Annotated in this window: 20 protein-coding genes; 7 read left to right on the top strand and 13 right to left on the bottom strand. The window is 74.4% G+C overall.

Going from position 1 to position 22,930, the window contains the following annotated elements:
- Positions 1 to 106 precede the first annotated feature (106 nt).
- Together SM573_RS12910 and SM573_RS12905 are read right to left on the bottom strand one after the other, a co-directional pair.
- Complete coding sequence (locus tag SM573_RS12910; protein ID WP_474616165.1) at positions 107 to 2,992, bottom strand: hypothetical protein; 2,886 nt, start codon at positions 2,990 to 2,992, stop codon at positions 107 to 109.
- 3 nt (positions 2,993 to 2,995) lie between these two features.
- A complete protein-coding gene (locus tag SM573_RS12905) occupies positions 2,996 to 4,783 on the bottom strand; it encodes an HSP90 family protein (RefSeq protein ID WP_474616164.1) in 1,788 nt (595 codons plus the stop codon).
- Positions 4,784 to 4,902: 119 nt separating this feature from the next.
- Here SM573_RS12905 and SM573_RS12900 point away from each other — a divergent pair, with 119 nt between their 5' ends.
- The 3 genes from SM573_RS12900 (at position 4,903) to SM573_RS12890 (ending at position 7,981) form a co-directional block, all read left to right on the top strand.
- Positions 4,903 to 6,201, top strand: coding sequence for an MFS transporter (locus SM573_RS12900; protein ID WP_474616163.1), 1,299 nt, complete (start codon positions 4,903 to 4,905; stop codon positions 6,199 to 6,201).
- 68 nt (positions 6,202 to 6,269) lie between these two features.
- The gene (locus SM573_RS12895) at positions 6,270 to 6,797 is read left to right on the top strand and encodes a SigE family RNA polymerase sigma factor (RefSeq protein ID WP_474616162.1); all 528 of its coding nucleotides are present in this window, start codon (positions 6,270 to 6,272) and stop codon (positions 6,795 to 6,797) included.
- On the top strand, positions 6,794 to 7,981 hold the full coding sequence (locus tag SM573_RS12890) for a hypothetical protein (protein ID WP_474616161.1): 1,188 nt from the start codon (positions 6,794 to 6,796) through the stop codon (positions 7,979 to 7,981). The genes SM573_RS12895 and SM573_RS12890 overlap by 4 nt, the downstream gene beginning before the upstream one ends.
- An 83-nt stretch (positions 7,982 to 8,064) precedes the next feature.
- On the opposite strand, the gene SM573_RS12885 is transcribed toward SM573_RS12890, so the two are convergent.
- The 5 genes from SM573_RS12885 to SM573_RS12865 all read right to left on the bottom strand — a co-directional run bounded on the left by SM573_RS12885 (position 8,065) and on the right by SM573_RS12865 (position 14,723).
- The gene (locus SM573_RS12885) at positions 8,065 to 8,967 is read right to left on the bottom strand and encodes a sulfurtransferase (protein ID WP_474613380.1); all 903 of its coding nucleotides are present in this window, start codon (positions 8,965 to 8,967) and stop codon (positions 8,065 to 8,067) included.
- Between the two features lie 91 nt (positions 8,968 to 9,058).
- Positions 9,059 to 11,977, bottom strand: a complete 2,919-nt coding sequence (locus tag SM573_RS12880; RefSeq protein WP_474616160.1) for an Ig-like domain-containing protein — start codon at positions 11,975 to 11,977, stop codon at positions 9,059 to 9,061.
- 166 nt (positions 11,978 to 12,143) lie between these two features.
- Complete coding sequence (locus SM573_RS12875) at positions 12,144 to 12,911, bottom strand: SGNH/GDSL hydrolase family protein (RefSeq protein WP_474613382.1); 768 nt, start codon at positions 12,909 to 12,911, stop codon at positions 12,144 to 12,146.
- Between the two features lie 163 nt (positions 12,912 to 13,074).
- Positions 13,075 to 14,196 carry a TolB-like translocation protein gene (locus SM573_RS12870; protein WP_474616159.1) on the bottom strand — a complete coding sequence of 374 codons (1,122 nt, stop codon included), beginning with the start codon at positions 14,194 to 14,196 and terminating at the stop codon, positions 13,075 to 13,077.
- Complete coding sequence (locus SM573_RS12865; protein WP_474616158.1) at positions 14,193 to 14,723, bottom strand: SigE family RNA polymerase sigma factor; 531 nt, start codon at positions 14,721 to 14,723, stop codon at positions 14,193 to 14,195. The genes SM573_RS12870 and SM573_RS12865 overlap by 4 nt, the downstream gene beginning before the upstream one ends.
- 193 nt (positions 14,724 to 14,916) lie before the next feature.
- Between SM573_RS12865 and SM573_RS12860 the strand changes: the two genes are divergently transcribed.
- Genes SM573_RS12860 through SM573_RS12845 form a run of 4 tightly spaced genes read left to right on the top strand, consistent with a single transcriptional unit; the run spans position 14,917 to position 18,309 of the window.
- Positions 14,917 to 16,686, top strand: a complete 1,770-nt coding sequence (locus SM573_RS12860) for a proline--tRNA ligase (protein ID WP_474616157.1) — start codon at positions 14,917 to 14,919, stop codon at positions 16,684 to 16,686.
- Positions 16,687 to 16,742: 56 nt separating this feature from the next.
- Positions 16,743 to 17,168 (top strand): CBS domain-containing protein, encoded by a 426-nt coding sequence (locus SM573_RS12855; RefSeq protein WP_474613384.1) that lies wholly within the window; start codon positions 16,743 to 16,745, stop codon positions 17,166 to 17,168.
- A 56-nt stretch (positions 17,169 to 17,224) separates the two neighbouring features.
- The gene (locus tag SM573_RS12850; RefSeq protein WP_474613385.1) at positions 17,225 to 17,653 is read left to right on the top strand and encodes a SufE family protein; all 429 of its coding nucleotides are present in this window, start codon (positions 17,225 to 17,227) and stop codon (positions 17,651 to 17,653) included.
- Positions 17,654 to 17,673: 20 nt separating this feature from the next.
- Positions 17,674 to 18,309 carry a DsbA family oxidoreductase gene (locus SM573_RS12845; protein ID WP_474616156.1) on the top strand — a complete coding sequence of 212 codons (636 nt, stop codon included), beginning with the start codon at positions 17,674 to 17,676 and terminating at the stop codon, positions 18,307 to 18,309.
- Between the two features lie 164 nt (positions 18,310 to 18,473).
- Here the strand turns inward: SM573_RS12845 and SM573_RS12840 are convergent, their stop codons facing one another.
- The 6 genes from SM573_RS12840 to SM573_RS12815 form a co-directional block, all read right to left on the bottom strand.
- Positions 18,474 to 19,022 (bottom strand): YbaK/EbsC family protein, encoded by a 549-nt coding sequence (locus SM573_RS12840; RefSeq protein ID WP_474616357.1) that lies wholly within the window; start codon positions 19,020 to 19,022, stop codon positions 18,474 to 18,476.
- Positions 19,023 to 19,162: 140 nt separating this feature from the next.
- A complete protein-coding gene (locus SM573_RS12835; RefSeq protein WP_474613387.1) occupies positions 19,163 to 19,357 on the bottom strand; it encodes a hypothetical protein in 195 nt (64 codons plus the stop codon).
- A gap of 37 nt (positions 19,358 to 19,394) precedes the next feature.
- The gene (locus tag SM573_RS12830; protein WP_474613388.1) at positions 19,395 to 20,177 is read right to left on the bottom strand and encodes an SDR family oxidoreductase; all 783 of its coding nucleotides are present in this window, start codon (positions 20,175 to 20,177) and stop codon (positions 19,395 to 19,397) included.
- 143 nt (positions 20,178 to 20,320) lie between these two features.
- The gene (locus tag SM573_RS12825; protein ID WP_474616155.1) at positions 20,321 to 20,971 is read right to left on the bottom strand and encodes a GAP family protein; all 651 of its coding nucleotides are present in this window, start codon (positions 20,969 to 20,971) and stop codon (positions 20,321 to 20,323) included.
- A 100-nt stretch (positions 20,972 to 21,071) separates the two neighbouring features.
- Complete coding sequence (locus SM573_RS12820; RefSeq protein ID WP_474616154.1) at positions 21,072 to 22,442, bottom strand: MFS transporter; 1,371 nt, start codon at positions 22,440 to 22,442, stop codon at positions 21,072 to 21,074.
- A 92-nt stretch (positions 22,443 to 22,534) separates the two neighbouring features.
- Positions 22,535 to 22,795, bottom strand: coding sequence for a hypothetical protein (locus SM573_RS12815; protein WP_474613391.1), 261 nt, complete (start codon positions 22,793 to 22,795; stop codon positions 22,535 to 22,537).
- Positions 22,796 to 22,930: the final 135 nt, after the last annotated feature.

Genomic DNA, 22,930 nt, shown 5'->3' with positions numbered 1-22,930 from the left:
CGCGCGGACGACCGGGTGGAGGCACGGTTACCGACCGGTTTGCTCACCTCCGCCGGTCCCGGGCCACCGGTCCGGGCCGGCCGCGATCGGCCGGCCCGGATCACCGTCAGTCGTCCTGGTCGAGGTCGTGCTCCGCGCGCAGCGCGGCCGCCTCCTCCGACCGGCCCAGGTCGTCGAGCGCCCGGGCGAGCAGCCAGGCCGCCTGCTGCACCGGCCGGGAGCCGGCGGGGAGGCCGCCGAGCACCTCGCGCAGCTGCCGCTCGGCCTCGGCGGGCCGGTCCAGCCGCAGCAGCAGCTCGCCGGTGAAGATCTCCACCTGCGCCGCCTCGCCGAACGCCTCGATGGACCGCAGCCGGTCGGGCACGCCGGCCAGCCGGTCGAGCGCCTCGGCCGCACCGCCGTCGTTCGCCAGCACCCGCGCCGCCGCCTCGGCCGCCATGGCCCGCTCGTACGTCACGGGCGGTTCGGTCCCGCCGTCCAGCGCCGCGGCGAGGCGGTCCAGGACGGCCACCGTGCGCTGCGCCGCGGCGCCGTCGCCCGCCCACATCCAGGCGTACGCCTCGCGGCGGCGCGCCCGCAGCTCGTGCAGCGCCAGCCCGGCCAGCTCGTACGCGCTCGCCGCCGCCGCGAACCGCTGGGCGGCCTGCGCGTCCCGGTCGGCGTCGTAGAGCAGGCCGCCGGCCTCCTCCAGCATCTGGGCCCGGTGCGGGAGGTTGTCCGGGCCGTCCAGGTTCTCGGCGAGCTGCGCCAGCAACGCGAGAGCCGGATCGATCTCGCCCAGCCCCTGGTAGATACCGGCCAGGAGGTACCGGCAGCGGTCCGCCTGGGCCTGCGCGCCGAGCTTGTCGAGCCCGATCACGGCCTCCTCGGCGACCTCCGCCGCCTCGCTCAACCGGCCCGCGACCTGGTAGGCGTTCGCCAACTCCCAGCGCAGCAGCGCGTCTCCCTCGGCGCCGCGCTCCACGCAGAGCGTTACCGCCTCGGCGAAGTCGTCGACCGCCTCGTCCGCCCGGTCGGCGGCCATGAGCGCCCGGGCCCGGGTGACCCGCACCGCCACGAGCGCCTCGGGCGGCGCCACCCGCAACGCCTCGTCGCAGGCCGCCACCGCCTCCGCCGGGTCGTCCACGGCCCGGGCGTACGCCAGGCTGGCGGTCATCAGCAGCTCACCGACGCCCAGGTCGCGGGCGAGCCGCCGGGCGTGCTCGGCCGACGCCCGGAACTCCTCCTCGCGCGCCAACTCCTCCAGGGCGTGGGTGCGGTGCAGCGCGACCCGCAGTTCGAGGTACGGGTCACCGGCCGCTCCCGCCGGCACCCGCTCCAGCGCGGTGAGCGCCTCCGACCAGCGTTCACCCTGCATCAGCGCGAGCGCCACCCGGTCGTGGGCGGCGGCCCGCAGCCGGTCGTCCCCGATCCGGTCGAGCGCCTCGACGGCCGCCTCCGCCAGCGCCAGCCCCTCCTCGACGCCCTCCTCCGACATGGCGAGAAGCACACCGAGCCGGCTCGTGACCACCTGCGCCCGCACCTCGTCGCCCAACTCCCGGTACGCGGTCACCGCCGCGCGGGCCACCTCGACCGCGGCCGGGACCTGCTCGCCGTCGCTCAGCTGCGCCGCCCGAAGCTCCAGGCGGCGCGCCGCCGCGGCGGGGGACGGCTCCGCCGCGCCGAACCGCTCGTCGTAGGCCGCCAGGACGGTCCGGAAGCCGGCGAGGTCGTGCCGGTGCCAGCACGTCTCCGCCAGGTCGAGCAGCTCGTCGGCTCCGGCGTCGGCCGGCACCGTCACCGGCTCCGGCCGCCGTACGCCGGGATCGGCCGGTGCCGCCGCCTCGGCCCCGCCCGGTCCGGTCGGGCTCGGCCCGGCAGCGCCGGGGCGGGCCGGACGGCGGCGCAGGCTCGCCGACAGCGGCAGGTGCTCGCCGGTCGGGCGGACGGCGAGGCGACCGGCGATCAGCTCGGACTGGCGGGTGGTGCCGTTGCGGGCGTCGAAGCGGGCCGCCAGCGCCGTGGCGGTGCCGGCCAGCTCGTCGGCGAGCCGCGCCGCCGGGACGTCACCAGCCGGCCGGTCGCCCGCCGCGCGCCGGTACACCGGCAGGTCCCCGTCCACCTGTCGCAGCGCGGCGGAGGCGGCGGCCGCGAAGTTCATGGCCGCCGCCGGCGAGGGCGCGCGGTCCAGCCAGTCCAGGTGCCGCTCGACCAGTTCCAGCGCCCGCGCCTCGTTTCCGGTCTGGACGCAGAACTCGACGTGGTCGGCGATGTCCCACAGGTCCGAGAGGTTGCCGCGCAGCCGGCGGTACGCCTCCCGGTGCGCGCCGCGCGCGTCGTCGTGCCGACCGGTGCGCAGGTACGGCACGAGCAGCGCGGTCAGGATGGCCTGCGGCTGTTCGGTGCAGGTGAGCCGGCCGGCCAGCACCGGCTCGGCGAGCGCCACGGCCTCGGCGTACCGGCCGGTGTCGGACAGGTACTGCACCTCCGTGGTCGGGTCGCAGCCGGCGCAGTCGGAGAGGTCGTCGCGCGGCGTCGTCTGCCAGAGCCGGTACCAGTGGGCGGCCGCCTCGTCGTCGCCGACGTGCTCGGCCACCCGGAACCGGTGCTTGTGCACGGCCTGGAGGCTGTGTCCGCCCGCCTGGTAGCGCCGCTGCATGTCGTCGAGCACCGCGTGGGTACGGTCCAGCGGCACCTCGGGGAACTTCAGCAGGCCGTTGACCATGTACTTGAAGTGCCAGAGCAGCTGCCGGGCGTGCCGCGCGTGGTAGGGCTGCGGATCCCGGTCGAACTCGCCGAGACACCAGGAGAACGTCACGAAGGACTTCGCGGGCTCGCCACCGTAGGTGTAGCCGGTGGTGGCCTGCATCCGCGTGACGAAGGCCAGGTGCCGGTCGTCCGCGGCGTCCACCCGTCGGAGCAGCTGCTCCAACGCGGCGATCTGCCCCGCCCCGTACGGCATGTTGCTGACCTCGCGGAGCACCCGCCACAGGTCGTCGTCGTTCGTGCCCACCGCTCACTCCCGTCCCGGCACGGCCCGGCCGAGCAGGCCGAGGAAGGAACTGTTCAGCAGTGCGGCGTCGGCCGCGCGGATCGGGTGGTGGCCGAGCAGGAGCGACTGCCCGTACAGCGCCTCCACGGCGAGCCCCACCAGCTCCGGGTCGGTGAGCGTGCTGACCCGCCGGACCAGCGGGTTGCGATGGTTCAGCACCAGTTGCGGGCGGTCCGGCGGCGCGGACGCGGCGAGCGCGTCGAGCACACCGCCCCACAGCTCGTCGGCCCGGTCGCGGCTGGCCGCGAGCTGGTCGTTGAAGGCCGCCGAACGGCTCACCAGGTAGAGCGCCGGCAGCGAGACGGGATCGTACGCCCGGATCACGACCTCGCAGCCGGTGCGTTCCAGCGCCCGCTGCGCGGCGCTGAGGAACGGCCGCAGGGCCAGCTCGACCTGTGGGTCGAGGGTGTCGAAGCGGGTGGTGAGGTCGCTGGGCTCCAACCGCTCGATGAGCACCGAACGGTCCACCGTGGGCAGGCGCTCGATCAACTCGGTGTCGTAGGTGTAGCCGCCGTTGACCAGCGCGAGGTCCTGCGCGGCGGCGACGGCGGCGAGCTGACGGAACTCGTCCAGGCTGGCCGCGTACCGGATCAGGCCGTGCCGCTGACGGAACTCGGCGAGGGTGAGCGTGCCGACGTTGGTGTCCATCGGCCACCACTCGTCGACCAGGCGGAGCATCTCGTCGTCGTGCAGCGCCAACGCCTTGACGCCGAGGTGGTGCACCTGGAGGAACTCGGCCAGCCGGCGCGGGTCGTGCTTGGCCAGCCGGACCAGCCAGCCCCGCACCTGGTCGCCGAGCGCGTCGCGGGTGGCGGTGAGCAGCGTGTCCTCGTAGAGCGCCTCGCGGCTCGCGGTCGGCCGCAGCTCGCTGGCGTCCACCACGCAGTGGGCGAAGAACGCCCAGTCCGGCAAGAGGCCGTCGGCGTGCTCGGTGAGGAGCATCCGCTTGAGGTAGACCCGGTGACCGGCCCGGGCCGCCGGGTTCACCGGCTCGGGAAGGATGAACGCGACGCCGGTCAGCCCCGCCTCCGGCGCGGCGAGCGGCAGCACGTCGAACGGCTCGAAGCCGAGCGTCTCCCGGGCGTACCGGATCAGTGCGGGACGGTCGACGGGCGCGCCCGGCGACGTCGGCCACGGCGGCGGCCCGGCGGTGGTGACCACGTCGCCGACCCGGACGGTGACCGGCAGCAGGGAGCCGAAGAGCCGCGCCAGGTCCCGGACGGTGGGGGTGGCGAACCACTGGTCGGCGTCCCGGCGCGGGACCAGGGTGACGGTGGTGCCCGGCTCGCTCCGGCCGGCCCCCGGCGGGGCCGGCTCCACGGTGTAGCGGCCGTCGGAGTGGCCCGTCCAGCACACCGACGGCTCGTCGCCGTGCCGGGTGAGCACCCGGATCTCGTCGGCCACCAGGAAGCAGGAGAGCAGTCCGATCCCGAACTGCCCGAGGAACTCGTGCCGGGAGAAGCCCAGCTCGTCGCGCTTGGAGCTGCGGCCGATGGTCGCGAGCAGCTCGTGCACCTGCGCCTCGGTGAGACCGATGCCGGTGTCGTGCACCCGCAGCGTCCCGTCGCCGGTCAACTCGGGCGGCTCGACGCGGATCAGCGCCGGCGCGTCGGGGTCGCTCGCCCGCCGCGCGGTGATCGCGTCCACCGCGTTCTGGAGCAGCTCGCGGACGTACACCCGCGGGCTGCCGTAGAGATGATGACTGAGCAGGTCGACCACGCCACGGAGGTCGACCTGGAAGGTGTGGTCCACAGCCTTGCGCTCCCCGGTCCGATGCCGGCGCCCACCGTACCGATGATCACCGACACGCGCGTCCCCCTTTCACCCGGCGGCTTGACCCTCGACCGGGTCGATCCTTCAGGGTCCCGGGCATGCCCCGAATTCGACTCGGCCGTGACTACCACCTGCTCTGGTCCGCCGCCGTCTCCTCCCGTTTCGGCGACGCCCTGCGTACGCCCGCACTGGCCCTGCTGGCCGCGACGCTGACCCGCGATCCCCGGCTCATCGCCGCGGTGACGGTCGCGGCCCAGGTGCCGCCGCTGCTGTTCGGTCTGCTCGGCGGCGTCTACGCCGACCGATGGGACCGGCGTCGGACGATGGCGCTGGTCGACGGGGCGCGAGCGGTCGTCGTGGCTGGGCTCGCCGCGGCGGTCGTCGCCGACCGGGCCGGCGTGACGACGATCCTGCTGGTGGCCTTCCTGCTCGCCGCGCTGGGCGCCTTCTTCGACGCCGCCTCCTTCGCGCTGCTGCCGTCGGTGGTGACGGCGGCCGCCCTGCCCCGGGCCAACGGCCGGCTCCAGGCCGGTACGGCGGTGGCCGGTGGGCTGCTCGGCGCACCCGTCGCCGGGGCGGCGTTCGCCGCCGCTCCCGCCCTTCCGTTCGCGCTGGACGCCCTGACCTTCGCGCTCGCCGCCGTGCTGGTGCTCGCTCTCAGCCCGACCATCCGCCCGGTCACCACAGGCGGAGCCGCGCCGGGCGACCGGACGGCGTCGGTCCGCGGCGACATCGCGGCGGGGCTGCGCTGGCTGCGCGGCGACGCGACACTGTGGCGGGTCACCCTGCTGACCGCCGCGAGCAACCTCGCCATCAGCGGGCTGCTGGCCGTCGTGGTGCTGTACGCGTTGGACGTGCTGCGGGTGCCACCGGCCGGGTACGGGCTCTTCACGGCGACCGCCATCGTCGGCGGGGTCGCCGGGGCGCTCGTGTCGGGCCGGCTCGCCGCCCGGTTCGGCACGCTGCCCGTGCTGCGCGCGGTGCTCGCCGCGCAGACGGTGGCGCTGGCGTGGCTGGCGCTGGCCCGGCAGCCGGTGCCGGCCGGAGTCGCGCTGGCCGGCTTCGCGGCGGGCACCTCGGTGTGGAACAGCCTCTGGGCCTCCTACGGCCAGAGCCGAATACCCGCCGCCCTGCTCGGCCGGGTGGGCGCCGCGCAGCGGATGACCGGGCTGCTCACCGCGCCCGTCGGCGCGGCCCTCGCCGGCCTGGTCGCGGGCGCGTTCGGCACCGTGCCGGTGGTGGTCGCCGCCGCCGTGACCTTCGCGCTGGTCACCCTCGCGGGATGGCGCGTGCTACGGGCGCCGGCCGTCGCGGCGCCGCCCGTCAATCCGCCCACCACCGCAGCGACGGCCGCCCGGCCAGGGCGGCCGCACCTCACCGGGCTGCCGGAGGACTGACCCAACCTTTTGCGCCCTCCCGTACGTCTGACAGGTGACGCGGAAACGGTGCCGGGGGAGGAGGGCGGATGGGACGTGCGGCGGACGACGGCCGGGACGGCTACGTCGCCTTCGTGGAGAGCCACCAGCACCGGCTGCTGCGCGCCGCGTACCTGGTCTGCGGCAACCGGCACCAGGCCGAGGACCTGCTTCAGGACGCGCTGCTCAAGCTCGCGCTGCGCTGGCCCAGCGTGCGGGAGGGCGACCCGGCCGCGTACGTGCGCTCGATCCTCTACCGCGACGCGGCCTCCTGGTGGCGCCGGCGCCGGCGGGAGTGGCTGAGCGCGCAACCGCCGGACCGGGTGAGCGCCGACCGCGACGGCGCCCTGCGGCTCGCGCTGCACGACGCCCTCGGGCAGCTTCCACCGCGCCAGCGGGCCGTGCTGGTGCTGCGGTACTTCGAGGACCTGAGCGAGACGTCCACCGCCGAGGTGCTCGGCGTGACCGTGGGCACCGTGAAGAGCCAGTGCCACGCGGCGCTGCGCCGACTCCGCGAGGTGGCGCCCGAGCTGGGCCGCGACGACGGCCTCGCCGACGGAATGGAGGTGACCCGGTGAGGGAGGAGGACCTCGGCCGTCTGCTGACCCTGGCCGCCGACGACATCCGACCGGAGCGCCCGGCGGTCGCGGGCTGGGAACGGGCCCGGCGGGTCCGCCGCCATCGCCGCGCCGCGGCGGCCACCGCCGTCGCGGTCGTCCTGCTCACCGGCGCTACGGCGGTGGCGCTGCGCCCCACCGGCGGCCCGGCGCCCGTTCCGGGCACCAGCCCGACCGTGAGCCCCACGCCGAGCGCCCCTCCGGTGCAGGAACCCCCGCTCCAACTGACCTATCCCGGTGACCCGCTCGGTCGCCTCGGCGACCCCGTGGAGGCGTCGCTCTCCGTCCGCCCGGTCCGCCAGGCGCTGGCCCTGTACCAGCCGTTCGATCCGGCGAGCGGTGACGAGGGCCGCATCCGCGTGCTCGGCGACGACGGCATCGTCCGGGAACTCGACGTGGTCACCCCGGCCCGGACGCGCGACGCCGCCGGCAACGAGGCAGCGCCGCTGAAGTCCGGAAGTCTCTCCCCGGACGGGCGGCTCGCGGCCTTCGCGCAGACCGACGAGGTGATCGTCGTCGACCTCACCACCGCCCAGGTCCACCGCTACCCGCTCGAGGGCTACCTGGAGCACGTGCTCTGGGCCGGTGACCGGCTCCTCGTCGGCGACAACGACACCACGTACGAGCTGCATCGCGACTCGGGCACCACCCGCAGGGTGCCGTTGTCGCCGTGGGACCTGGTCACGCCGGACCCGTCCGCCCGGGCGGACGCCCTGCTGGCCCTGGGCGGCGCCCCGAAGGGCCTGCGCCTGAGCCGGTGGATGTCGAGCGCCGGGGACACCGAGCCGGGCGGCCGGCCGCTCGACCAGAGCGCACTGCCCGCCGGCCACCGGGTCGACGAGTTCTACGGGCGCGGCTGGCAGCACGGCGACCGGGTGGCCCGCGCCGGCTGGATCACCACCGGCAGCACGAGCGGCCTGGAGGGGATCGCGCTGCTGGACGCCGGGACCGGCGCGGTGACCCGTCTGCTGAACCTGGGCAGGGATGTGCGGAAGGGCTGCTGTGAGGTGCTCGGCTGGGACTCCGACGGCGCGGTGCTGCTCCGCCGCAACCCGGGCGGGCTGCTGCGCTGGCAACCGACGACCGGCGAGGTCACCGGGGTGGTCCGCGACCTGTCCGGGGTGGTCTCGCTCGCCGCTGGCTGAGGACGCGGGGGCGGCGGGTTCGCCGTACCGCCGCCGGAAGCGGGCCGCGCGCGGTCGCAACCGGCGCGCGGCCCGGCCCGGGGTCAGGGGTTCAGCCCGCCGGGCTGGTCGCCCTTCACGACGGGTGCGCGGACCAGGTTGCCCCACTCGGTCCACGAGCCGTCGTAGTTGCGCACCTGCGGGTAGCCGAGCAGGTGCCGCAGCACGAACCAGGTGTGACTGGACCGCTCACCGATGCGGCAGTAGGCGACGATGTCGTCGTCGGGGGTCAACCCCAGCTGGTCGGCGTAGATGGCACGCAGCTCGTCCGGGGACTTGAAGGTGCCGTCCTCGTTGGCGGCGGACTTCCACGGCTTGTTCACGGCGCCCGGGATGTGCCCGCCGCGCAGCGCGCCCTCCTGCGGGTAGTCCGGCATGTGCAGCATCTCGCCCGTGTACTCGCCGGGCGACCGGACGTCGACCAGCGGGCGGCCGGCGGCGACGTGAGCCATCACCTGCTCGCGGAACGCCCGGATCGGGGCGTCGTCCCGCTGCGGCACCGGGTACTCGGCCCGCGGCCGGGTCACCTTCTCGCGGCTCAGCTCCCGCCCCTCGGCGATCCACTTCTGCCGGCCGCCGTCGAGCAGCCGCACGTCCGGGTGGCCGAAGAGGGAGAAGACCCAGAGGGCGTACGCGGCCCACCAGTTGAAGTTGTCGCCGTAGAAGACGACGGTGTCGTCGCGGCCAATGCCCTTGGCGGCACACAGCTCGGCGAAACTCCTGGCGTCCAGGTAGTCCCGGGTCACCTGGTCGTTGAGTTCCAGGTGCCAGTCCACCTTGACGGCGCCGGGGATGTGGCCGGTGTCGTAGAGCAGCACGTCCTCGTCGCTCTCGATGACGACGAGGCCCTCGTCGCCGAGGTGCTCGGCCAGCCAGGCGGTGGTGACCAGGCGCTGCGGGTCGGCGTACGCCTGGAGGCGGGGATCAGGATCGCTCGGCACAGACATGATCCCCAAGGTACGCCCGAGGACCGTCGACCGAACCGAAAACGTGACCGGCCCACCACCCGCACGGGTGGTGGGCCGGATCACCGGGAGGTCACCGCACGATGAACCAGTAGTACGTGGGGTCCGAGCGGTTGCCCGCCGCGTCCACGGCGTACACGGTGAGCGACGTCCAGCCGGGGTCGGTGGGCGTCAGCGTGACCGAGGCCGTCCCGTCGGCGCCCGCCGGCACGCTGACCTCCGTGCCGTAGTTGTACTGGTAGACGTAGCCCGCCACGTCCGTGCTGCGCGGTGCGAACGTGAAGACCCCGGGCACCCCCACGCCGCCGGCGTACTCGCCGTGCGGGTAGGTGGCGGAGCTGACCGTTGGCGACGTGCTCACCGTGAACGTGAAGGTCGCCTCCGGGGACAGCTCACCGCTAGCCGACCGGCTGCGCACCGTGAGGGTGTTCCGCCCGCCCCGGTCCGGGGTGACGGTCAGGTCCGCCGCCGTCCCGTCGGTGACGGGGACCGTCTGCTCCGGCCCGCCGTTGAGCTGGTAGCGGTACTCCACCGTGTCCGGCAGCTCGGAGAGGAACCGGAAGTCGCCGGGCACCCCGATCCCGCCCTGCGGGTCCCACTCCGAGTAGAGGTACGACACGATCGCGGGCTTCGGATCGCGCACCGAGAAGCTGTAGTCACGCTGCTCGGTGACGGTGCCGTCGCCGGTCACACCCCGCACGCTCAGCCAGTACCAGCCCGGCTGCCGCGGGGTCCACGTCACCGAGGCGGTGCCGTCCGCCGACGCCTCGACCGTCCGCTCCTCCTCTCCGGCGAACGTGTAGCGGTAGCTCACCACGCCCGGCCGCTGCGGGCGGAAGGTGAAGACGCCCGCGGCGCCGGGCAGACCGGCACTGGTGTCCTGCGGGTACTCCGCGGACTCGACGAGCGGGGCGTCGTTGACGAGGAACGTGTACGTCCGTTCCGGGGACACCGTGCCGTCCGTGGTCACGGCCCGCACGGTCAGGGTGTGCGGCCCGCCCTGCTCGGGCGTCCAGGTGATCCGGGCCGTCCCGCCCGGTCCGGCGTCCACGGTCTGCTCCGGCCCGTCGTCGAAGCGGTAGCGGTACTGCACGGTGTCCGGGCCGGAGCTGAACCAGAAGTCGCCCGGCTGCCCGGGACCGCCGCCGGGGTAGTGGGGGTTGTAGATGCCGCCGTCGACCACGGGCCGTGGATCCCGGACCATGAAGTACCAGGTGGCCGGCTCCGACTCCGTGCCGTCCCGGCTGACGCTCACCACGGTGAGCGTCACGTTGCCCGGGTCGGTGGGCGTCCACGTCACCGACGCGCTGCCGTCCGGCGCCGCCGCCACGGTGCCGGACGCGCCGCTGAACTCGTAGCGGTAGCTCACCACGTCGGGCAGCCGCGGAGTGAAGGTGAAGACGCCGGAGACCCCGGGGCCGCCGCCGGCACCGCCTTCCTCGTACACCGTCGCGGTGATCCTGGGCTCGGTGAGCAGCGTGAACCGGCGCTCCGAGGTGGCCGCGACCCGGTCGGCGGTCTCGCTCGTCACGGTGAGCGTCCGGTAGCCCCCACGGGTCGCGGTGACCGTCGCGGTGGCGGTCCCGTCGGGGCCGGCGTCGACGGTCTGCTCCGGGTCGCCGTCCAGGTGGAAGCGGTAGCGCACCACGCCGTCCAACTGCGGACGGAACGTCATCCGCGTCGGCACCCCGACCCCGGTCAGCTCACCCTCGATGATCGGCCCGACGCTCCGCGCCAGGAACCGGTACGAGGTCGTTCCAGAGCGGTTGCCGGCCGGATCGACGCTCCACACGTCGACGGTGTTCACGCCCTGCCAAGGCGTGATGGTGACGGTGGCCGAGCCACCGGGCCGGTCCGCGGCCACCGACTCGGTCCCGCCGCCGTTGAGTCGGTAACCGAACGCGACCGCGTCGGTGGCGCCGTTGGCGTCGAAGGAGACCTCACCCGGCAGTGCCGGAAACCACTCGCCGTCCCGCGGGAAGTCGGTCGACGAGACGGCCGGTGCCGTGGCCGGACCCTCGAAGTCGGTGCGGAGGTAGCAGACAGCGCTCCAGTCGCCGGTGGCCCGGTCGTCGGCGGCCCGCACCTGCCAGGCGTACACCCGGTCGTGTGCCAACAGGTCGGCGCCGAATCGGCCGACGGCGCGCTCACCGTCGCGGGCGTTGTCCGTCCGTTCGATCCGGGCGTCCGGCTCGTCCACCGGCCAGAGCGCGAACGTCGCCGCGAGCATGTCGGTGCCGCCGGTGTCGTTGCGGTCCGCGTCGTGCAGGAGTGCCGAGAGACCGAGGTCGCCCCGCCGCACCAACTCGTACGGCTCGGCCGTGGTGCACGCCTCGTTCGTGGTCCGCAGGTCGGTGGGTACGCCGGGCGGGTAGTTGTAGGCGATCGCCAGCCCGACGGTGCTCGCGTACCGGCGGCCGAGGGCCGGATCCGCCTCCGCCCCGGCGGGCAGCCGGAGTGAGAGCGTGAGCGTCGAGGCGCCCTCGGCGAGCGCCTGGCGCAGACCGTCGGCGGCGCCCCACTCCACGTAGGGCGCCGGGCAGACCGTCGTGTCCGGCAACGTCGTCGTGTGGAGCTTCGCCCGCTGGGCCGGCGGCCTGCTCCAACTCGACTCGGCCGTGTACGCCTCCGTGCGCCACAGCTCCACGGCCGGGCGCTTCGTGCAGTCGACCGCGGACGTCTCCTTCGCCGTGAACGTCGCCGACTCGATCACCGCACCGCGGTAGCGGGTGATGTCGAAGGTGAAGTAGGCGCGCGCGGTGTGCTTGCGTCCGCGCTCGTCCCGCCAGGACCCGACCGGTACGTCACCGGCCTGGTCGACAGTGATCTTCGTCGGCCGGTGCGCGTCGACGTACGCCCACGAGGTGTTCCTCTCGTAGCGCGCGCTGGACGCGGCGGCCGGTGCGCCGGCCACCGTGACCACTCCGGCCGTGACCGCCACGGACAGCGCCGTGGCCAGCAGACCGCGCCGGGTTCTCCCGGGCACGGTCATGCCAGGTATGAGGGCCAATTCCTCATCCGCCTTTCCCCGAATTCCCCCGCACCGATCGGCGGGGGCAGCGGATGCTATCGGGCGCGGCGGACATCGGGCATCCCCGATAAGGGACGGCCAGCTCAGGCCGGTCGAGTGAGCGATGTGGAGGGCGGGATCCGCCGTCTCAGTCGGCGATCGGGCTGAGCCCCGGGCGCTTGGCGGTGACCGTGTCGCCGGACGAGCGGCCGGTGAGGCGGCGCTTGATCCACGGCGCCAGGTGCTGACCGGCCCACCGCAGGTCGGCCGCCCGGGCGGCGAGCCACGGCGACGGCGCCGGGTGCGGCGGGACCAGGAGCCAGTCCTCGTCGCAGCCCACACCCAGCGCGTCGAGGACCTGGCCGGCGACCCGGCGGTGCCCGGCCGGGGAGAGGTGCAGCCGGTCCGTGCTCCAGAGCAGCGGATTGAGGTACGTGTCGTCGGCGTAGAGGTCGACGAGGATGGCGCCGTGCCGCTCGGCGGTCTCGCCGACCGCCCGGTTGAGCAGCTCGACGCGGGGCTTGACGAGGCGCTGCCCGGGGAGGCGGGCCATGACGTCGGCGAACCGGAAGACGAGGACGTCCGCGCCGGTCGCCCGGAACCGCCCCACGATTTCGTCGAAACGGGAGACGAGCGCGGCGCCGTCGAAGGTGCGCCGCAGCACGTCGTTGCCGCCGGCGGCGAAGCTGACCAGGTCCGGCTTCATCGCCAGCGCCTCGGGCACCTGGTTCTCGACGACGTTGGGGAAGAGCCGGCCCCGGATGGCCAGGTTCGCGTACCGGAAGTCCGGGCCGGCCTCGGCGGCGAGCCGGGTGGCGACCAGGTCGGCCCAGCCGCGGTAGGTGCCGTCCGGATAGGGGTCGTCCATCCCCTCGGTGAAGCTGTCCCCCACCGCCACGAAACTGCGCCAGCGCACTGCGGCCTCCCTCACGCCCCCTGGTTGCCTGCGGCGACCAGTTTGGCACCGCACACCGGCCCCCCGGTGCCCGCTGCCCGACGAACGTGGCCGACATCATCAACCGTGTGAGCGAACGCCGGGGGCGGACCACGTGGTGGTCCGCCCCGGCGTACGGAGACCGTCAGGGCACGTACGCCAGCAGCCTCAGGTCGCGCACGGCGGCCGGCTCCGTCACGCTGCCCGTCGGGCGGAGATCCTCGTCGAGCACGGTGAGCCCGCTGCTCCGGTGGACGATGGCCCGGCTGTCGGCCGTGAACAGGATGCTCCGGATCTCGCCGCTGCCCGGCAGGTCCACCACCTCGCTGCTGGTGGTGTCCACGACGGCGAAGCTGTCGTCGCGGCGGGACGGATCGGTGCCGACCCAGCCGACGGAGACGTACCGCCCGTCCATGGAGACGCTGCGGGCCTGCCAGCCGCCCCACTTCGCCGCCTCGTCCTTCGGTGGCGTGTAGGTGTACTGGCGCAGCTCCTTCCCGTCGGCCACGTACGGCTTGCCGTCCGAGAACGCGGCCAACCAGCGCCCGTCGGCCGACCAGCACCGATCCGTCTCCTGCCCCGGGTCGCCCTCCACGGGCCTGCCAGCGGCCACGTCGATGAGCACGGAGCTGCCGTCCCGGTAGGCCATCACGTGATCCCCGCCCCGCCACGTCAGCGCCTCGGGTCCGTAGCAGTTGTAGGTGCTGGCGAGCTTCCGCTGCCCGGCACCGTCGATCGACGCGATCACCAGGGTGCCGCCCCCCTCGTTGGCGCCGCCCTCGACCCAGGCCAGCCACCTGCCGTCCGGGGACACGGTGATGGTGTTGCGGACGCACTCGCCGGCTCCCAGGGGGATGCGGGCGGTGACCTCGTCCGTGTCCCCCCGCACGGCGTGGATCGTCGCCGTCCGATCGGTGAAGCCGAGGTAGTAGCGGGTGCCGTCGAGCGGCGCCGCCGTGTCGACGGCGGTGGTCGACGGCGGCGACGGCGTCGTGGAGGGCGCCGGCGACGGGGTGACGTCCACCGGCGGCCAGGTGCTGGTGGCCGGCGGCGAGTCGGCGGGGAGGCGGGGGGCGGAGGCGTCCGGACGGACCGCCAGGGCGGTGCCGGTCACCGCGCCGAGCAGCGCCAGCACGGCGGCCGAGCTGGCCATGGCGCGCTGGATGCCGATCCGGCGGGAGGTACGCAGTGCCCGGTCGCGCAGGTCGACCGGGGCGACCTCGTCGGCCAGGGCAGCCAGGTCGAGCCGGAGACGGTCGTGGTTCATCGGGCGGTTCCTTCCATGACGTACAGCTCGGCGAGTTCCGGCGCGACGGCGCGCAGCTTGGCGAGGGCCTTGGAGCTCTGGCTCTTGACCGTGCCGACGGTCACGCCGAGCAGCTCGGCGGCCTCGGCCTCGGTGCGGTCTTCGAAGAAGCGCAGGACGAGCACGGCCCGCTGCTTCGGCGAGAGCTTCTGGAGCGCGGTCCGCAGGGTGAGCCGGAGCGTCGTCTGGTGGGCGTGGTCGGCGGCCGAGTCGCCTCCGCGTGGTTCGGGCAGGTCGCCCGGCATCGACTCGGCCACCCGGCGGCGACGCCACCAGGACACCTGGAGGTGGTACATGGTCTTGCGGGTGTACGCCTCGGCGTTGCCGCTGTGGTGCAACCGGCCCCACGAGCGGTGGGTTCGGGCGAGCGCCGACTGGACGAGGTCCTCGGCGAGGTGTTGGTCTCCGGTCAGCAGGTAGGCGGAGCGCAGCAGTGCGGGCGTGCGGGTACGCACGAACGAGTCGAACTCACTCAGGAGAGGGTCCACACGAGCCGATCCTTGGGGGTAGGTGGTGCACCATCGTGACGCCAGCCAAGACGTCACCCTCCGCCGGCACGGTTGCCGCCCGGCACGACCAATTTCACCGGGGTGTCGCGCCACCGGGGGGCGGCGTTGATCGATGGGCGCGCGGTGTCGAAACCTGTCGCCCGCCTGACGGGGCCGGACGTACGCTGCGCGAATGCTGCTGCGTATGTCGACCCTCCTGCTCCGGACGCTGCGTGAGGATCCGGCGGACGCGGAGGTGCCGAGCCACCGGCTCCTGCTGCGCGCCGGCTACATCCGCCGTGCCGCGCCGGGTGGCTACAGCTGGCTCCCCCTGGGCACGCTGGTGCTGGACCGGATCGCCGAGGTCGTACGGTCGGAGATGACGGCCATCGGCGGCCAGGAGGTGCGGTTCCCGGCGCTGCTGCCGGCCGAGCCGTACCGGACCAGCGGCAGGTGGGCCGAGTACGGGGACGACATCTTCACGCTCGCCGACCGCAGGGGCGCGGAGCACCTGCTCGCCCCGACCCACGAGGAGATGGCCGCCCTGCTGGTGAAGGACCTCTTCACCTCGTACCGGGACTTCCCGGTGACGCTCTTCCAGATCCAGACGAAGTTCCGGGACGAGGCCCGGCCCCGGGCCGGCCTGCTGCGGGGTCGCGAGTTCCTGATGAAGGACGCCTACTCGTTCGACCTCGACGAGGCGGGCCTCCAGGCCGCGTACGACCGGCACCGGGCGGCGTACCGGCGGATCTTCGACCGGCTGGGCCTCGACCACACGGTGGTGCACGCCATGTCCGGCGCGATGGGCGGCTCGGCGTCCGAGGAGTTCCTGGCGGCCACCCCGGTCGGCGAGGACACGTTCGTCGGCTGCACCGGGTGCGACTACGCGGCGAACACCGAGGCGGTGACCACCCGGGCCCCGGCGGCCGGCGACCCGCTCGCGCACCCGCCCGCCGAGGTGCACGACACCCCGGAGACGCCCACGATCGCCAGCCTGGTCGAGCTGGCGAACGCCCGCGGCCTCGGTGGCCGCGACGACTGGACGGCCGCCGACACGCTGAAGAACATCGTGCTGACCGTGCGCCGGCCGGGTGCGGACGAGGCCGAGCTGCTGGTGGTCGGCCTGCCGGGCGACCGGGAGGTGGACCTGAAGCGGGTCGCCGCCGCGCTGCACCCGGCCACGGTGACCGTCTTCGAGGACTGGGCGGAGCACCCGGAGCTGGTCCGCGGCTACCTCGGTCCGCAGCTCTTCGCCAAGCTCGGCCTCCGCTACCTGGTCGACCCCCGGGTGGTGCCCGGCTCGGCCTGGCTGACCGGCGCGAACGAGCCCGGCCGGCACGCCACCGGGGTCGTCAACGGCCGGGACTTCACGCCGGACGGCACCATCGAGGCCGCCGAGGTGCGCCCCGGCGACCCGTGCCCGGCCTGTGCGGGCGGTGAGCTGACCATCCGGCGGGGTATCGAGATCGGGCACATCTTCCAACTGGGACGCCGGTTCACCGACGCGTTCGCCGTGGACGTGCTCGGCCCGGAGGGCAAGCCGGTGCGGCCCACCATGGGTTGCTACGGCATCGGCGTCTCCCGTGCGGTGGCCGCCGTCGCCGAACAGCACCACGACGAGCGGGGGCTGGTCTGGCCGGAGTCCGTCGCGCCGTGTGACGTGCACCTCGTGGCCGCCGGCAAGGGCCCGCAGGTGGAGGCGGCCGTCGACCTCGGCGTCCGCCTCTCCGCCGCCGGCCTGCGGGTGCTGGTCGACGACCGGGCCGGCGTCTCCGCCGGGGTGAAGTTCACCGACGCCGAGCTGGTCGGGATTCCGCGCGCCGTCGTGGTCGGCCGTCGACTCGCCGAGGGGTACGTCGAGCTGCGTCACCGGGCCACCGGCGAGCGGACCGAGCTTCCGGTGGACGGTTTGGTGGAGCGACTCGTCGGCGAGGTACGGGCCGGGCGCGGGCACCTGGTGTAGCGGGCACGTCACGGGGTACCGCAATCGGATCGGCGTACGCGTTTGTGGAGGCTGTCATGACCGGTTACCGGGTCAGCGACGTGATGACGAGGCAGGTCGTCTACCTGCCGGCGGAGACCACCTTGGACGAGGCGGCCTCGGTGATGAAGGAGGCCGACATCGGCGACGTGGTGGTCACCGACGGCGCGAGCCTCGCCGGCATGCTCACCGACCGGGACATCGTGGTGCGGGCGGTGGCCGAGCGGGCCAACCCGGCGACGACCACGATCGGCTCGATCATCACCCGCGAGGTGGTGATGATCGACCAGTACGCGACGGCAGGGGAGGCGGCGGCCCTGATGCGGGAGCGCGGGATCCGGCGGGTGCTGGTCTGCGACAGCGACCGCAAGCTCGTCGGCATCGTCTCCCTCGGTGACCTCGCGATGCAGCTCGACCCCCAGTCCGCGCTCAGCGAGATCAGCGAGCAGGCACCCACGGTGTGAGGAGGGCCCCTCCCGAGCGGAGGGGCCCGGCGCCCGGTCGGCGGTAGCCTCGACGCATGTCCGCCATGCCGGCCAGGTTGGCCGAGATCGTCGACGAGTTCGCCGCCGCACCCCGCGACGTGGTGCTGGAGATGCTGCTCGAGTACGCCGACGTCATTCCGCCCCTGCCGCCCGGGTCGGCCGAGCGGGAGGGCATGGAGCAGGTGCCGGAGTGCCAGACGGCCTTCTTCCTCCGTGCCCGGGTGACGCCGGAGAAGACCGTGGAGACGCTCTTCGACTGCCCGCCCGAGGCGCCGACCACGCGGGCGTTCGCCGGGATCCTCGCCGAAGGGCTGGCGGGCGCCAGCGCCGAGGAGGTGCTCGCCGTCCCGGACGACCTCTACCAGCGAATGGGTCTGGCCCAGGCGATCAGCCCGCTGCGCGTACGCGGCGGCACCGCCATCCTGGCGCGGCTCAAGCGCCAGGTCCGGGAACAACTGGGTTGAGCGGGGAGTTGCGACCGGTCATGGAGATCGAGATCTACGCCGACGTGGTGTGCCCGTGGTGCTACATCGGCAAGCACCGCCTGGACCAGGCCCTCGCGTCGTACGACGGCGAGGTGACGGTGCGGTTCCGGCCGTTCCAGCTCGATCCGTCGCCGGTGCCCGAGCCGGTGCGCACCGTCGACGCGCTCGCCGCCAGGTTCGGCGGCCCGGCCAACGCCCGGCAGATGATCGCCCGGGTCACCGAGGCGGCGGCAACGGCAGGGCTGCGACTCGACTACGACCGCGCCATCGCCGCCAACACGTTCGACGCGCACCGCCTCGTCGCGTACGCCACCGACCGCGGCCGAGCCGCCGAGACGGTGGAGGCGCTCTACCGGGCGCACTTCGTCGACGGGATCGACGTCGGCTCGCGGGACGCGCTCGCCCGGATCGCCGAGCAGGTCGGGCTGGACGGCGTCGACGCACGCCGGTTCCTGGAGTCCGACGAGGGCACCAAGGAGCTGGCCGCGGAGCTGGCCAAGGCCCGCGACCTCGGCATCAGCAGCGTGCCCACCTTCGTCCTGGCCGGCAAGTACGGGATCAGCGGCGCGCAGGAGTCGCAGACGCTGCTGGCCGCGCTCGCCGAGGTCGAGCGCCTGGAGTCCGGCGCGCGGTGAGCCCCGCCGGCCGGGCATCGACGCCGGTGATGTTTCACGTGCAACGGCATCGACGACGCTGAGCGGCGGGACGCTTCCGGCCGTGGTCGGGCGGCCCGGCCGCCGGTCCGTCGCCGTCGAGGCGACCACCGGCGACCGGTGCGGCGCTGCCCGTCCGGTCGCTGTCAGGCGGGACGGGCGAGGTCCTCGACGACCTGGGCGCCGGGCAGCGCGCCGAGCGCCGGGCCCGGCAGCGCGATCTTGCTGTGCCGTACGCCGCTGCCGATGATGACGTGCGGCGTGGCGATCACCCGGGAGTCGACGAGAATCGGCCACTGCGCCGGCAGGCCGATCGGCGTGATGCCGCCGTACTCCATGCCGGTCAGTTCGACGGCGTCCGCCATCGGCGCGAAGCTGGCCTTGCGCACGTCGAGCGCCCGGCGGGCCACCCCGTTCACGTCGGCCCGGGTGGTGGCGAGGATGACGCAGGCCGCGTAGCGGACCACGCCCTCCCGCTTGCCGGCCACCACCACGCAGTTGGCCGAGACGTCCAGCCCCACGTCGTACGCCGCGCAGAACGCGGCGGTGTCGGCGAGGTCGGCGTCGATCGGCGCGACCAGCACCTGGTCCACGTCCACCGGAGCGTCGGCGGGCCACTCCCCGAGCGCCGCGGCGACCGGCGGGGCGAGCAGGTCGGGTCGGCTCCGGGCGGGTTCGGTCTTCAGCGTCCCCATCACGGGTGCGATCCTTCCACCCGCCGGGCCGCCCCGCCCAGCCCAGGGCCGTCCGATCCGCGGGTCGGGACGGCCCCGGGCCCCGAACGGGTGCCGCAGGTGGCCGCGCCGACCCGCCGACTCGGCGGCGGTCCGGCGGCTCAGCTCCCCGCGAGGAAGGCGTTCTCCTTGAGGAACGTGCGGTCCCGGTGGGCCGCCAGCTCCTCCGCGCGCGCCGCCTGGGCGCGGCGCACCTCCAGGTCCTCCATGGCGTGCCGGACGGCGAGCCGGATCACGCCGTAGAGGAAGACGAAGCCGAAGCTGTAGAGGATGACAGCGGTGACGACAGCGAACATGCCGTCACGCTAGGCCGAACGTGAACAGGACACGTTCTCATCTCCGGCCGTTTCCCCCGTACGTGTCCGCGAGGTAGTCCGCCCAGGTGCGGCTGCCCCGAGGCAGGGCCTCCGTGACCAGTCCGCCGGCCCGCAGCTCGCGGCCGAGCCGCCCCGGCAGGCGTACCGGCAGCAGCGGCCGGCGCGAGCCCCGCGCGGCCCGCCAGGCGCGTACGGCGTCGTCGAAGCGGAGCACCTCCGGCCCCCCGTACTCCTCGATGCCGCCCAACGGCCCGGCGGCGAGGCGGGCCGCGAGCCGCGCCGCGACCTCTCCCGGGTCGACCGGCTGGGCGAGGATCGCCCGGTCCCCGATGGTGGGGCCGAGCCGACTCGCCGTCCGCAACATCTCGTCGAGGAACTGCGGAAACTGCGTGGCCCGCAGCACCGACCAGGGCACCGGGCCGGCGGCGACGACCCGCTCGGCGTCCAGCTTGTGCCGGTAGTACGGGATGGGCACCCGGTCCACGCCGACGATCGAGATGTAGACCAGGTGCCGGACCCCGGCCTGGCCCGCGGCGAGCACCAGCCGGCGGGTGCCGAGCACGTCGACCTCGTGGGTTCGCCGCCCGGTGGGAGCGGACGCGAGGTGCAGCACGGCCTCCACACCGGCCAGCGCCTCCGGCAGGCCCTCGCCGGTGTCCAGGTCGGCCACCGTCCACTCCATCGCCGGATCGGTACGCGGGCGCCGGCTCGTCCCCCGGACGGTGAAGCCGTCGTCGAGCAGCCTCGGCACCACGGCCCGTCCGAGCCGGCCCGTGGCACCGGTGACCAGAACCCTCATGTCTCCTCCTCGCTCGCACCCGACGCCCCGGTTGCTCCGCGGGCACGCCCTCGCCAGCCATCGGCTCCGCGACATCGACGGCCGCCCGATGTCCCGTGTGACGGGTTGTGCGCGGGCTCACCATCCCGCCGCCCGTCCTTCACTCAGTCCAGCAGGTCGAGCACGGTCACCAGGGCGTAGAACGCGATCACGACCTCGCTGATCACCCACGCGTTGTGGTCGGACCACGTCCGGACGCGGGGCAGCACCGCGGTGGCACGGCGGCCGGCCAGCAGCAGGGCGAGCAGCGGAAGGGCGAGCAGCGCGAGGACCACCCCGACGAACGGCAGCAGGTGCCACCAGGACAGGTCGTGCCGGGCGACGCTCGCTCCGACGGCCGCCATGGTGAGGTCGTCGCTCGGAGAGGTGGCGACGAGCACCGCACCGAGCCGCGCGGCCTCGGCCGGCCCGGCGTGCTGGAGGACGTTCAGCCAGCGCGGCGTGCCGGTCTGGTGGCGACGCCGGTAGACGACCACGGCCACGACGACCAGCAGCCCCAACACCGCCCAGTCGATCCGCTGCGCGGTGCGCTCGAGGTGGCCGACGTCGGTCTCCGCCCGGTCGGCGAAACCCCGCACCGTCCGGGTGACCAGCCAGCCGACCGTGACCCCGACGGTGACCACGGCCGCCACCCCGCCCAGATACCCGAGCGGGGCGGCGCGCGGGCGATCGGCCGACGGGAGCAGGACCGCCGCGACGAACTGCGTACCGGCGACCATCACGACGGCCAGCGGCAGGACGGTCAGGAAGCTCATCACCCGCCATCCTCCCGGCCCGCTCCCCGCTCCGCGCCGGTTCGCGCCGGCCACCACCGGGATCGGCGGAACACCCACCCGACGGGCGGCGGGCGGGCGCTCACCGGGCCGGGCTCACCCGGCCGGACAGGAGCGCGCCGACGAGGGCCAGGCCGGCCGACACCGCGAGGGTGAGGAGGTAGCTGCCGGGGCCGGGCGAGGAGCCGGCGGCCAGCACCGCTCCGGTGAGCGCCAGCACGACGGCCGCGAAGAGCGAGTCGCCCAGCTGCAACGACGAACTGTTCCGGCCCTGCTCGCCGGGGGCGGACAACTCCAGGGTGAGGGCCGACAGCGACGGGTAGAGCAGGCCCATGCCCAGCCCCGCGACGGCCCAGCCGAGCACGACCACGGCGACCGGCGTCCAGGACGCGACGGTGAGCGCCACCGTGGCGACGCCCACGGTGATGCAGGCCAGCCCGACCCGCGGCAGGGTCGCCCGCGACGCCGGCGCCGGGATCCGGCCCTGGATCCAGGAGCCCACCGACCAGGAGAGAGCCCCGACCGTGAGAACCAGCCCGGCGGCCGTCGGCGAGAGACCCCGCTCCCGCGAGAGCATCAGCGGGATGACCACCTCCGCGCCGACGAACGCCGCCGACGCGAGGCCACGCAGCCCGACCACGGTCGGCAGCCCTCGGGCGGCCCGGACGAACCCCGCCGGCAACAGACGGGGTACGCAGACCAGCAGGCCGGTCATAGCGACCGCCGTGAGCGCCAGGGCGTACGCGCCGCGCTGCTGTCCCCCGATGTGCAGCAGTGCGGCGCTCAACCCCGCCCCACAGGCCCAGCCGATCCGCGCCACCGCGCCCGCCGCCGGCCGGGCCACCGTCGTGCCGGCGATCGCCCGCAGGCCGGGCCGCATGAGCAGCGCCGCCGGCACGGCCACCGCCGGCACCGCGAGGAAGACCCAACGCCACCCGAGGTGCTCGACGACCAGCCCGGCCAGCGCCGGCCCGACCAGCGACGGTACGACCCACGCGGCGGCGAAGGCGGCGAAGATCCGCCGGTGCAGCTCCTCCGGGTAGACCTGGCCGACGATCACGTACAGCGCCACGGAGAGCAGCCCGGAGCCGAAGCCCTGCACCACCCGGCCGACGACCAGCACACCCATCGTCGTCGCGGTGCCGGCGACCACCAGGCCCACCACGAACCAGAGCAGCCCCTGCCACATCGGCGAGCCCGGTCCGCGCGCGTCGCACCAGATGCCGGAGAGCACCATGGCGAGCACGCCGGCGGCGAACGGCCCCCCGAAGGCCAGCCCGTACAGGCCGAGCCCGTCGAGGCTGCGCGCGACCGTCGGCATCGCGGTGCCGACGGCCAGCGCCTCGAACGCGAGCAGCGAGATCAGCGCCACGCTGCCCACCGTCATGGCGCGCAGCCGGGGGGTCAGCAGGCTGCCCCGCGCCGGTGCGGCCGGCGCGACGGTGGCGGTCACCGGTCACCCGGCCGGTCGGTCCTCGACACGTGGATCAGCATGGAGCCAGCCTGCGACCTCAACCCGGATTGAGGTCAACCCGGCACTCTCCCTCAGGCGGTCTGGAGCGCCTCGCCGAACCCCTTCACCAGCCCGGACAGGTGCTGGTCGGCCAGGAGGTGGCCGGCCGTGACCGCCAGGGCGACCGGCCACTCGATGATCTGGAGGGCGGCGAGCAACGCGACGCCCCCGTAGTAGACGACCTTGTCGGCGGGCGGGACCGCCACCTCGCCCAGCAGCGGCACCTGCACCCGCCGGCTGTACATGTGGATGCTCTCGCGGGCCCCGTTCAGATGTCGGGTCAGTGTGCTCATTCCGGCCTCCCCGTCAGCTCGTACCACCCGCCGCTTTCCACCGACCATCCGGTCCATGCGCCGTCGCTGAGGGAAACTTCCCCTGCTCGGGGGGCATAACGGACGGCACGCCGGGAAGCCAGGCCGCCGGACGCG

The sequence above is a fragment of the Micromonospora xinjiangensis genome (genome assembly GCF_056150165.1).
Note: the sequence above shows the minus strand (reverse complement) of the source record. Positions and strands in the feature narration are given on the sequence as shown.

What these genes read in the sequence shown, in the direction of transcription:
- SM573_RS12830 (WP_474613388.1), bottom strand. Translation starts at nt 20,177, where the DNA reads ATGAGGGTTCTGGTCACCGGTGCCACGGGCCGGCTCGGACGGGCCGTG.
- SM573_RS12895 (WP_474616162.1), top strand. Translation starts at nt 6,270, where the DNA reads ATGGGACGTGCGGCGGACGACGGCCGGGACGGCTACGTCGCCTTCGTG.
- SM573_RS12850 (WP_474613385.1), top strand. Translation starts at nt 17,225, where the DNA reads ATGTCCGCCATGCCGGCCAGGTTGGCCGAGATCGTCGACGAGTTCGCC.
- SM573_RS12840 (WP_474616357.1), bottom strand. Translation starts at nt 19,022, where the DNA reads ATGGGGACGCTGAAGACCGAACCCGCCCGGAGCCGACCCGACCTGCTC.
- SM573_RS12880 (WP_474616160.1), bottom strand. Translation starts at nt 11,977, where the DNA reads ATGACCGTGCCCGGGAGAACCCGGCGCGGTCTGCTGGCCACGGCGCTG.
- SM573_RS12855 (WP_474613384.1), top strand. Translation starts at nt 16,743, where the DNA reads ATGACCGGTTACCGGGTCAGCGACGTGATGACGAGGCAGGTCGTCTAC.
- SM573_RS12870 (WP_474616159.1), bottom strand. Translation starts at nt 14,196, where the DNA reads ATGAACCACGACCGTCTCCGGCTCGACCTGGCTGCCCTGGCCGACGAG.
- SM573_RS12825 (WP_474616155.1), bottom strand. Translation starts at nt 20,971, where the DNA reads ATGAGCTTCCTGACCGTCCTGCCGCTGGCCGTCGTGATGGTCGCCGGT.
- SM573_RS12835 (WP_474613387.1), bottom strand. Translation starts at nt 19,357, where the DNA reads ATGTTCGCTGTCGTCACCGCTGTCATCCTCTACAGCTTCGGCTTCGTC.
- SM573_RS12845 (WP_474616156.1), top strand. Translation starts at nt 17,674, where the DNA reads ATGGAGATCGAGATCTACGCCGACGTGGTGTGCCCGTGGTGCTACATC.
- SM573_RS12860 (WP_474616157.1), top strand. Translation starts at nt 14,917, where the DNA reads ATGCTGCTGCGTATGTCGACCCTCCTGCTCCGGACGCTGCGTGAGGAT.
- SM573_RS12815 (WP_474613391.1), bottom strand. Translation starts at nt 22,795, where the DNA reads ATGAGCACACTGACCCGACATCTGAACGGGGCCCGCGAGAGCATCCAC.
- SM573_RS12900 (WP_474616163.1), top strand. Translation starts at nt 4,903, where the DNA reads ATGCCCCGAATTCGACTCGGCCGTGACTACCACCTGCTCTGGTCCGCC.
- SM573_RS12885 (WP_474613380.1), bottom strand. Translation starts at nt 8,967, where the DNA reads ATGTCTGTGCCGAGCGATCCTGATCCCCGCCTCCAGGCGTACGCCGAC.